This window comes from Nocardiopsis salina YIM 90010, from assembly GCF_000341025.1.
Taxonomy (GTDB): domain Bacteria; phylum Actinomycetota; class Actinomycetes; order Streptosporangiales; family Streptosporangiaceae; genus Nocardiopsis; species Nocardiopsis salina.
In genome coordinates, this window is record NZ_ANBF01000024.1 from 43,567 (window position 1) to 51,787 (window position 8,221).

6 protein-coding genes (1 of these 6 cut by a window edge) are annotated in these 8,221 nt (G+C 70.7%); 3 read left to right on the forward strand and 3 right to left on the reverse strand.

The window, feature by feature from the left end:
- Window positions 1-3 precede the first annotated feature (3 nt).
- The 3 genes from D474_RS0102785 to D474_RS0102795 are packed head-to-tail and all read right to left on the reverse strand — an operon-like array spanning window position 4 to window position 3,145.
- Window positions 4-1,065: an iron chelate uptake ABC transporter family permease subunit gene (locus D474_RS0102785; protein ID WP_017612077.1), complete on the reverse strand. Its 1,062-nt coding sequence runs from the start codon at window positions 1,063-1,065 to the stop codon at window positions 4-6.
- The gene (locus D474_RS0102790) at window positions 1,062-2,096 is read right to left on the reverse strand and encodes a FecCD family ABC transporter permease (protein ID WP_017612078.1); all 1,035 of its coding nucleotides are present in this window, start codon (window positions 2,094-2,096) and stop codon (window positions 1,062-1,064) included. Before D474_RS0102790 ends, D474_RS0102785 begins: the two co-directional genes overlap by 4 nt.
- On the reverse strand, window positions 2,093-3,145 hold the full coding sequence (locus D474_RS0102795; protein ID WP_026118115.1) for an ABC transporter substrate-binding protein: 1,053 nt from the start codon (window positions 3,143-3,145) through the stop codon (window positions 2,093-2,095). Before D474_RS0102795 ends, D474_RS0102790 begins: the two co-directional genes overlap by 4 nt.
- Window positions 3,146-3,333: 188 nt before the next feature.
- Between D474_RS0102795 and D474_RS0102800 the strand changes: the two genes are divergently transcribed.
- The 3 genes from D474_RS0102800 to D474_RS0102810 all read left to right on the forward strand — a co-directional run.
- A complete protein-coding gene (locus D474_RS0102800; protein WP_017612080.1) occupies window positions 3,334-4,113 on the forward strand; it encodes an AraC family transcriptional regulator in 780 nt (259 codons plus the stop codon).
- A 124-nt stretch (window positions 4,114-4,237) separates the two neighbouring features.
- On the forward strand, window positions 4,238-7,612 hold the full coding sequence (locus D474_RS0102805; RefSeq protein WP_017612081.1) for a pyruvate carboxylase: 3,375 nt from the start codon (window positions 4,238-4,240) through the stop codon (window positions 7,610-7,612).
- Between the two features lie 238 nt (window positions 7,613-7,850).
- The coding region annotated (locus tag D474_RS0102810; protein ID WP_017612082.1) for an FGGY family carbohydrate kinase crosses the window boundary (this coding region is incomplete at its 3' end): on the forward strand, window positions 7,851-8,221 show 371 of its 514 nt. 143 nt of the annotated region lie beyond the right edge of the window.

Genomic DNA, 8,221 nt, shown 5'->3' on the forward strand with positions numbered 1-8,221 from the left:
CCATCAGTGCCCTCCGCCCTGTTTGCGGGTTTCCCGGATCAAGAGCCTGATCAGGTACAGGCCGCCCAAGCACACGGTGATCAGGCCGACCGGGACCGGCCGGTACACCTGGGCGAAGAAGAGCGAGATCAGGTGCGCGCCGGCCAGCAGCGCCGCACCCATCGCCGCGGCCGACACCAGGCTCACCCCAGGGGACCGTGTCAGGCGCCGGGCCAGCTGCGGGGCGACCAGGGCGATGAACCCGATCGGCCCGGCGGCCNCCAGCCGTTCCGGTCCGGGACGCCCGCCCTGGGTCACGGCGGTGTCGTCGCCCAACTCCAGTCGTCGCAGCGCGGGCGCCAGCAGCGCCGCCGCGACCACCACGGTCGCGGCGATCACCAGGTACGGAACCATGCCGTCCCACGCGACCCGGGTGAGCGATCCGGCTCCCCAGAAACCCACGGTCATCGCGTCGTCGATCTCGGCCCGGGTGATCAGGTAGGCGTTGACCGAGCCGAGCACCGCTGAGACACCGATACCGACGATGATCAGCCGGAACCCCTGGATGCCCTGCCTGTAGGCGAGCACGTAGACGACGAACGCCGTGCCCAGCCCGCCGAGGAGCGCCGCGACCGCGATGGACCAGTATTCGCTCGACCCGGCGACGATGATGGTCAGGACCACGGCGGTGTAGGAGCCGGCGTCGAACCCGATGACGTCCGGAGACCCCAGGGGGTTGCGGGTCAGGGACTGGAACATCGCCCCGCCCAGGCCGAGGAGCGCACCGAAGACGATCACCGCGACGGTCACGGGCAGACGCCACTCGATCACGATGATCCGGTGGAAGCTCTCCCCTCCCCCGGCGAGGGCCGCGAGGACCTCCTGCGGTGTCAGCGGGTAGTCCCCGATCCCGATCGCCGCGACGGCGGCACAGACGGCCGCCGCGAAGAGGAACACCGAGACAGCCAGCCGCCTGAGGCCGACCCTGAAAGACCACCAGCGTGTGCGCAGTGTGCGCGTGGTGTACCCGGGATCCACGCGGGCCGTGCCCGGCCGCCGGGCCCCGATGTGCTCCGCCGTATTCACAACCCGCTCGCCTTCTTCCTCCGCACCAGCGCGATCAGTACCGGTGCACCGATCACCGCGGTGACGATGCCGACCTCCATCTCGTCGGGCCGCACGACCACCCGGCCCAGGACATCGGCGACCACGACCAGGACCGCCGCGGCGAGCGCCGAGTGGACGATGATCCACCGCTGGTCCGGTCCCACGAACCAGCGCACGATGTGCGGCACCATGAGCCCCACGAACGCGATTCCTCCGGTCAGCGCAGTGGCACCGCCGGCCAGCAGCGTCACCGCGACGACACCGAGCACGCGGGTGCGTGTCACCCGCACGCCCAGGGAGGCGGCCAGGTCGTCGCCGAGAGCGATCGAGTTCAAGGGGCCCGAGATCACCAGGGCGACGAGGACCCCGGCGACCAGGAACGGCAGCACAGCCAAGGTGTCGTCGGGGTTCACCCGGGCGATCGACCCCAGGCCCCAGTTGCGGACCGACCGGAAGGTCTCCTCGTCGATCAGGGTCAGGAACGTCGAGAAACCGTTCAGCACGGCACCCAGGGCCACCCCGGCGAGGACCAGCGTGACCGGTGAGGCCCGGCCCCCGCCGGCCGAACCGATCAGGTGGACCAGGACCGTCGCGGCGGCCGCGCCGAGGAACGCGAACCACACGTAGCCGGTGATGCTCGGCAGCCCGAAGAAGCCGACGCCGAGCGTGACCGCGAACCCCGCTCCCGCGTTCACGCCGAGGATGCCCGGGTCGGCGAGGGGGTTGCGGGTGAGCGCCTGGATCAACGCACCCGCTACCCCGAACGCCGCGCCGGCCAGGACCCCCACCACGGTGCGCGGCACACGGAGCGTCCAGACGATGATCGAGCCCTCGGAACCGTCCGGCTGCAACAGACCGCGCCACACCTGCTCCGGCGCCAGGGGGTTCGACCCGACCACCAGTCCGGCCGAGGCCGCCGCCACCAGAGCCGCGAGGAGCACCAACAGCCCCAGGCCCCGCCGGAACCCCGGGACGCTGCGGACACCGGGGCTCACCAGTCCCCTGTTCACGGCAGGTCTACCCCGTCGACCCACTCGGCGATCACGTCCACGGCCCACGGCACGCTCAGCGTGCTGGCGCCGCGGCGCAGCACCCACGTCGCGTTGGCCCCGGAGTCCTCCTCGTTCGCCACGACCGAGATGTAACGTCCGTCGGCGACCGGGTCGAGGGCCTGGAAGAGGTCCATCTCCTCAAGGGCCTCGCGGCCGACCTGATCGTTGTAGAAGACGATGAGCACGTCGGCGTCCAACAGGGCCAGTTGTTCGTCGGAGACCCCCGGATCGTCGACGAAGTCCTCGGCGAGCGGGTTCGGCTCGAACCCCAACTGTCCGACGATCTCCTCGGCCGTGCCGTCGGTCACGGTGTAGTAGTCCATGCCGGTCTCGACGTAGTCGTAGGCGATGGTGAGCGTCCTGCCGGAGAAGTCCGGATGGTCGTCGGCCGCGGCCTCGATCTCCTCCTCGGCGTCGCTGATCGCCTCCTCGGCCGCGGTCCCGAGGTCGAGCGCCTCGCCGATGGTGCGCTGGGTCTGCCGCCAGTCGATCCGGTCGCCGGGGACCTGCTCCTCGCTCTCCAGGACCGGGGCGATGTCGCTCAGGCGGTCGAAGTCGCTCTCGTCCTGGAGGAAGTGGGACGCGACGATCAGGTCGGGGTCGGTCGACGCGAGCCCTTCGAAGTTGATCGGGTCGTGGCGCGTCGCCGAGTCCACGAGCTCGATCCCGGACACCCACTCCGGGTCCCTCCACTCCCACGGCTCGTCCTCCGTGGTGTAGACGGGTGTGGCGCCCATCGCCTCCAGGTAGTCCAGGTTGGGGGAGAACCCGATGACGGCGATCCGCTCCGGCCGCTCCTCGACCACGGATTCGCCCGCCCACCTCTCCAAGGTCAGCGGGTACTCCGTCTCGCCCTCCGCCGCCGGGAGCAGCGCACCCGGTTCGGAGGCGCCGGCCCCGTCCCCGGATCCCGCATCGTTCGGCGAGGCACAGCCCGCGAGCGCGACCAGGAGCGCTGATGCGGCCGCGGGCAGCATCCATGGGCGACCGGGCATGGTGACAGTCATGGTGTCCTCACCTTGGTTCTCTTTCAGGGGTCGGGAAGCAGGCGCTCGAGGCCGCGGGCGCAGGTGAGCACGGCCGAGCACAGCACGCCCGTCGGATAGGTTAGGCAAACCTGACCTCGATCGGAGTGCAGTTCCCGACAAGACGGGCGCAATTCGCGCCAGGACACAGAAGGGCGACGGGGAGGACCGTGCTGAAACCACCAGCGCCGGAGACCAGGCTGGACGCGGGCCCGCCCGGGCACCTCCATCTCCCCCCGGTCACGCTGGAGGGGCTCCGCGAGGACGACAAACACCTACTGCTGTGGCAGACACGCGGCAGTGCGGAGTTCACGGTCGGCGGCGCACCCCGCTCGTTGGAGACCGGACACGCGCTCTGGATCCCGGCGGGCACCCGGCACGCCTTCACCCTGCACGAGAACTCGGTGCTCCTGCCGATGTTCTTCGACACGGCCACCACCGCCACGACACTGGCGGAACCGGCCGTCATCGGGGTCGACCGCGACCTGCACACGCTCTTCCTGGGGTTCCTGCAGGCGACCTACAGCCGCATCCGGCCGGACGTGAACATCGCACGCCGCATCCTCGCCCTCATCGAGGAACGCCCGGCCTCCGTCACGGCCTTGCCCATGCCGACCTCCCGTGCTGCCCTGACCGTGGCCCGCACCCTGCGCTTCAACCCGGGCGACGACCGCTCCGTCGACGAGCTCGCCGAGTCCGCCCACGTCTCCGCGCGCACGGTCGAGCGCGCCTTCCTCAGCGAGACGGGGATGACGTTGAGGCGTTGGCGGATCCGCAACCGGATGGAGGCGGCGGCCGATCTGCTGCGGTCGCGTACGACACTCGACGCTGTGGCCAACCGGGTCGGCTACACCAACACGGGCGCCTTCCGTCGCGTGTTCAAGCAGCACTTCGGGACGACCCCGGGCGCCTACGCCGCGCAGGTACGAGTGGGAATCCGGACGTACTGACCCCGGTCCGGTCGCCGCCCCGCCCCTGCGGTTATGGTGCCCATGATCCGTATCTCCCACCGGCCCCGGCAGCGTCGCCGACCGTCCCTCAGCCGCACACCTGAACGACCAGGAGGAAGCCGGCATGTTCCGCAAAGTACTCGTCGCGAACCGGAGCGAGATCGCCATCCGGTCGCTGCGTGCCGGATACGAGCTGGGTGCCCGCACCGTCGCCGTCTTCCCGCACGAGGACCGCAACTCCCTGCACCGCCTCAAGGCCGACGAGGCCTACCAGATCGGCGAACCCGGACACCCGGTCCGCGCCTACCTGTCCGTGGACGAGATCGTCCGCGCCGCGAGCGAGGCCGGGGCCGACGCCGTCTATCCGGGTTACGGCTTCCTGTCGGAGAACCCCGATCTCGCACGCGCCTGCGAGCAGGCCGGCATCACTTTCGTCGGCCCGCCCGCCGAGGTGCTGGAGCTGACCGGTGACAAGTCACGTGCGGTGAACGCGGCCCGCGAGGCCGGCGTCCCCGTTCTCGAGTCCAGCGCCCCTTCCGACGACGTCGACGCCCTGCTGGCCACGGCGGAGGACATCGGTTTCCCACTGTTCGTCAAGGCCGTTGCCGGCGGCGGTGGCCGCGGTATGCGACGGGTGCAGGAACAGGAGGAACTGCGCGACGCGCTCGAGGCCGCCATGCGCGAGGCGGCCACAGCCTTCGGGGACCCCACCGTGTTCCTGGAGCGCGCCGTGACCGCCCCGCGCCACATCGAGGTACAGGTCCTCGCCGACGGCGCGGGCAATGTCGTGCACCTCTACGAGCGCGACTGCTCTCTCCAGCGCCGCCACCAGAAGGTCATCGAGATGGCCCCGGCCCCCAACCTCGACCCCGACCTGCGGGAACGCATCTGTGCGGACGCGGTCCGTTTCGCCCGGCAGATCGGTTATCTCAACGCGGGAACGGTCGAGTTCCTGGTCGGCGAGGACGGCAGCCACGTCTTCATCGAGATGAACCCGCGCATCCAGGTCGAGCACACGGTCACCGAGGAGATCACCGACGTCGACCTGGTGCAGTCCCAGATGCGGATCGCCTCGGGTGAGACGCTGGACGACCTCGGCATCCACCAGGAAGGTGTCTACGTACGCGGTGCCGCTCTGCAGTGCCGGATCACGACGGAGGACCCGGCCAACGATTTCCGCCCCGACACCGGGATCATCAGCGCCTACCGCTCCCCCGGCGGCTCGGGTATCCGGCTGGACGGGGGAACCTCGGCCGCGGGCACCGAGATCATCCCGCACTTCGACTCCCTGCTGGTGAAGTTGACCTGCCGGGGCCACGACCTGGCCACGGCCATCAACCGGGCCCGCCGAGCCGTGGCGGAGTTCCGCATCCGCAGCATCGCCACGAACATCCCCTTCCTCCAGGCAGTGCTGGACGATGCCGACTTCCAGGCAGGGCGGGTCACGACCTCCTTCATCGAGGAGCGCCCCCACCTGCTGACCGCCCGCCCCTCAGCGGACCGCGGCACCCGCCTGCTGACCTACCTGGCCGACGTGACGGTGAACAAGCCGCACGGGGAGCGCCCCCGACTGGTGGACCCGGCGACGAAACTGCCGCCGCTACCTGCGGGTACACCGCCGGCGGGGGCGCGTCAGCGCCTGGCGGAGCTCGGCCCGGACGGGTTCGCACGGTGGCTGCGCGGATCCGACCGCTTGGCAGTCACCGACACCACGTTCCGTGACGCCCACCAGTCCCTGCTGGCGACCCGAGTGCGCACCAAGGACCTGTTGGCCGTGGCACCGACGGTGGCGCAGACCCTGCCCGAGATGCTCTCGCTGGAAGCCTGGGGCGGCGCCACCTACGACGTGGCGCTGCGTTTCCTCGCCGAGGACCCCTGGGAGCGGCTGGCCGCGCTGCGCGAAGCCGTGCCCAACATCTGTCTGCAGATGCTGCTGCGCGGCCGCAACACCGTGGGGTACACGCCTTATCCCGAGGAGGTGACCAACGCCTTCGTGCAGGAGGCCTCGGAGACGGGCGTGGACATCTTCCGGATCTTCGACGCGCTCAACGATGTCGAGCAGATGCGTCCGGCGATCGAGGCGGTGCGCGAGACCGGCACCTCCGTGGCGGAGGTCGCCCTGTGCTACACCTCCGACCTGTCCGACCCGTCGGAGAAGCTCTACACCCTGGACTACTACCTGAAGCTGGCCGAGCGCATCGTGGACGCGGGCGCCCACGTGCTGGCGATCAAGGACATGGCCGGGCTGCTGCGCGCACCCGCCGCCGACAAGCTGGTCTCGGCGCTGCGCCGCGAGTTCGACCTGCCAGTACACGTGCACACCCACGACACCACGGGCGGTCAGCTGGCCACCTACCTCGCCGCGGCCAACGCAGGGGCGGATGCGGTGGACGGCGCGGTGTCCTCGATGGCCGGGACCACGTCCCAACCGTCGCTGTCGGCGATCGTGGCCGCCTTCGACCATTCCGAGCGCTCCACCGGCCTGTCCCTCGACGCGGTCAACGACCTGGAGCCGTACTGGGAGTCGGTACGCCGGGTCTACGCGCCCTTCGAGGCCGGTCTGTCCTCACCCACCGGACGCGTGTACCACCACGAGATCCCGGGCGGGCAGCTGTCCAACCTCCGCACGCAGGCCGTCGCACTCGGGCTGGGCGAGCGCTTCGAGGACGTGGAAGCCATGTACGCCGCCGCCGACCGGATGCTCGGCCGCCTGGTCAAGGTCACGCCGTCCTCCAAGGTGGTGGGTGATCTGGCGCTGCATCTGGTCGGGGCGGGGGTCTCGCCGGAGGAGTTCGAGGCCGACCCCGGCAGCTTCGACATCCCGGACTCGGTGGTGGGTTTCCTCCGCGGCGAACTGGGCCTGCCCCCGGGCGGGTGGCCGGAACCGTTCCGCACCCGGGCGCTCGAGGGGCGTCCCGGGGAGCTGGCGACGGTGGAGCTGTCCGAGGAGGACCGCACCGGGCTGGCCAAGGAACGGCGGACCACACTCAACCGGCTGCTCTTCCCCGGGCCGACCGCCGAGTTCGAGGAACACCGGGCCGTCTACGGGGACACCGGTGTGCTGTCCAGCGCAGACTTCTTCTACGGCCTGACCGCGGGCGGGGAGCACTCGGTGGACCTGTCCCCGGGTGTGCGCCTGCTCATCGAGCTGGAGGCGGTGAGCGAGGCCGATGAGCGCGGGGTGCGCACGGTGGTGGCCATGCTCAACAACCAGCTGCGCCCTCTCCAGATCAGGGACCGCGCCCTGGCCTCGAACGTGCGCGCGGCCGAGAAGGCGGACAAGTCGGATCCGGGGCACGTGGCCGCACCCTTCGCCGGGGCCGTCAGCCTCACGGTGTCGGAGGGGGAAGAGGTCGAGGCCGGGGCGACGGTGGCCACCATCGAGGCGATGAAGATGGAAGCCTCGATCACCGCACCCGTCTCCGGTCGGGTCACGCGCCTGGCGGTGGACGCGGTGCAGAAGGTGGAGGGCGGCGACCTGCTCTTCTGCCTGGGCTGAAGGGATCGAGCTCCCTGACCTGCGGTGCCGTGCCCATCCTCGACCAGGGGCGGGTGCGGCACCGCACGGCGGGGATCCGCCGGCTGGAGCGAGGAGTGGTCGGCAGGCACAGCCGCGATCCCAGCGCCCGCGCCCGGGAGGGTCGGGGGCGTGCGATGCGCGGGACCCGCGCTTTCGCGGCGGATGTTCACGGCATAGATTGTGAACGACACCACCCCCGTCCCCTGGAGCTCCCCACATGTCCCTCGTCGCCGGGATCGACAGCTCGACCCAGTCCTGCAAGATCGTGATCTGCGACGCGGCAACCGGCGCCGTCGTCCGCGAGGCACGGGCCCCGCACCCCGACGGGACCGAGGTCCACCCGAACGCCTGGTGGGAGGCGTTGACGCAGGCGGCCGACGGACTTCTCGAGGGGGTCGAGGCCGTCGCCGTGGCCGGACAACAGCACGGCATGGTCACCGTCGACGCCACCGGCGAGGTCGTGCGCCCCGCGCTGCTGTGGAACGACACCCGCTCGGCCGGGTCCTCCGACGACCTGACCGCCGAGCTCGGAGGTCCCGAGGCGTGGGCCGAGGCGGTGGGTACGGTTCCCACCGCCAGCCTCACCGT

Coding starts and splice junctions, on each gene's coding strand:
- D474_RS0102795 (WP_026118115.1), bottom strand. CDS start 3,145: ATGACTGTCACCATGCCCGGTCGCCCATGGATGCTGCCCGCGGCCGCA.
- D474_RS0102805 (WP_017612081.1), top strand. CDS start 4,238: ATGTTCCGCAAAGTACTCGTCGCGAACCGGAGCGAGATCGCCATCCGG.